The sequence below is a fragment of the Flavobacteriales bacterium genome, assembly GCA_021296215.1.
Classification (GTDB): Bacteria; Bacteroidota; Bacteroidia; order Flavobacteriales; family ECT2AJA-044; genus ECT2AJA-044.
The window spans coordinates 1-1,936 of record JAGWBA010000129.1 but is presented as its reverse complement, the minus strand read 5'-3'; the positions used below and the strand labels follow the sequence as shown (position 1 = coordinate 1,936).

The window sequence follows — 1,936 nt, the reverse complement described above, 5'->3', positions numbered from 1 at the left end:
CACCGAAGAGACACCGGCAAATGAGAGGAGAGTTTGGCCTCCTGAAGGATTCGTGTTATGTTTTTGAACGATGAGCGAGTCCCCGGACAAACCGTTTTCAGGACAGGAGCCCACGGTCGTGCTGTATCATGCCGATTGCACGGATGGGTTCGGTGCGGCGTGGGCCTTGTGGAAGAAGTTTCCGGATGCGCGCTATGTGCCGGTCGAACACGGCCTGACCCCGCCGTCGGGTTTGGACCATGACCACGTGGTGATGGTGGACTTCAGTTATCGGCGAGAGATCATCGAACGCTTGGCCGAGTCCACGGCCAGTCTCCGCATCCTGGATCACCACGTCACCGCGCAGGCGGCATTGGCCGGTCTCCCGTATGCGTATTTCGACATGAAAAAAAGCGGTGCGGTGTTGGCCTGGGAATGGGCGCACCCGGAGCCGGCCCCCTGGTTGCTCCAATACATTCAGGATAAGGATTTGTGGGAATGGCGGTTGCCCAAGAGTCGGGAGATCAATGCCGCGCTGGTCTCGTATCCTTTTGATTTTCAGGTCTGGGACGGTCTGACGCAGGACACGTTGGAAGTGGAAGGCCGGGCGATCCTCCGACAGGAAGACGTCCTGATTACCAAGATCGTCAAGGAATCGGTCCTGGTCGAGTTTGAGGGGGAAACCGTGCCGGCGGTGTATAGTCCGGTGATGACCAGTCAAATCGGAGAACGCCTGTGCCGGGGATATCCGTTTTGCATCATTTGGCACCAACGGGACGGCCGGCGGTATTTCAGCCTGCGTTCGAAACCGGGGACTGTTGACGTCTCCGCCATTGCCGCTCGACACGGGGGCGGTGGGCACGTCAATGCCGCGGGCTTTTCGGTTTCTCTTGAAGCAGCGGATATCCTGAATCCCATACGGGGATAGCGGTGTGGTCTCCCGAAGGCCGATCCCCTCTCGTTCATGAGTAAAGCATGGTTCCATGATTCCATTGCGTGACGATAACCCGACGGACATCAAACCCGTCGTGACCATCGGCTTTCTCGCCGCCTGCGTGGTGGTCTTCCTGAACCAGGTGATGCTGGGGCAGCAGAGCGGGCAAGCCTTCGTGTATCAGTATGGGGCCATCCCGGCGGTCGTGTTCGGGTATGCCGAACTCCCGGTTGAACTCGCGGCGGTGTCACCCTATGGAAGTTTGGTGACCAGCATGTTTCTTCACGGGGGCTGGATGCACCTGATCGGGAATATGCTGTATCTGTGGATTTTCGGGAACAACATTGAAGACGTCATGGGGCATGGCAAGTTCATCATCTTCTATTTCCTGTGCGGGATTATTGCGGCGTTGAGTCATGCCGCCGTTGATCCGGTTTCGACGATTCCGATGGTTGGGGCCAGTGGCGCCATCTCGGGGATCCTCGGCGCCTATTTGTTGCTGTACCCCCGAGCCCAGGTGTTGGTGCTCATTCCCCTGGGATTCTTCAGCCAGATGCTCTATGTCCCGGCCTCGATCGTGTTGGGCCTTTGGTTCGTGATGCAGGTTTTGAGCGGCGGCATGAGCCTCGGAACCGAAGGAGGAGGCGTGGCCTTTTTTGCGCATATCGGCGGGTTCCTGGCCGGGATCGTGTTGATCGGGTTGTTCAAGCACCCGCACGTCAAGTTCTTCAATCCTCCTCATGCGCACGCGCGGCGCTGGCGATAGCGGTACGGTGTGGAGTGGTAGGCGCCGATTTTTTCCGAGTGCAGGTCCCATGATATGAGAAAATACAGTTGGGCCGTCGATTTCTCGCAAATTTCCTTGACATTGCCTGGACGCTCCAGTATTTTGTACAACTTCCCTGTTTAGTCGTTCTTTGACAATTGCATAGCCGATAAAACGGCAAAGAAGAAGTGTGTTGAAGTGGTGGCCCTTGTGAAAAGTAGTAAAATTTTGAGAGTTTGATCCTGGCTCAGAACGAA

At 56.6% G+C, this 1,936-nt stretch carries 2 protein-coding genes; both read left to right on the top strand.

Going from position 1 to position 1,936, the window contains the following annotated elements; translation table 11 throughout:
- Positions 1 to 70: 70 nt before the first annotated feature.
- Positions 71 to 907, top strand: a complete 837-nt coding sequence (locus J4F31_12465) for a hypothetical protein (protein ID MCE2497366.1) — start codon at positions 71 to 73, stop codon at positions 905 to 907.
- Between the two features lie 55 nt (positions 908 to 962).
- Positions 963 to 1,679: a rhomboid family intramembrane serine protease gene (locus J4F31_12460; protein ID MCE2497365.1), complete on the top strand. Its 717-nt coding sequence runs from the start codon at positions 963 to 965 to the stop codon at positions 1,677 to 1,679.
- Positions 1,680 to 1,936: the final 257 nt, after the last annotated feature.

What these genes read in the sequence shown, in the direction of transcription:
- J4F31_12465 (MCE2497366.1), top strand. Translation starts at nt 71, where the DNA reads ATGAGCGAGTCCCCGGACAAACCGTTTTCAGGACAGGAGCCCACGGTC.
- J4F31_12460 (MCE2497365.1), top strand. Translation starts at nt 963, where the DNA reads ATGATTCCATTGCGTGACGATAACCCGACGGACATCAAACCCGTCGTG.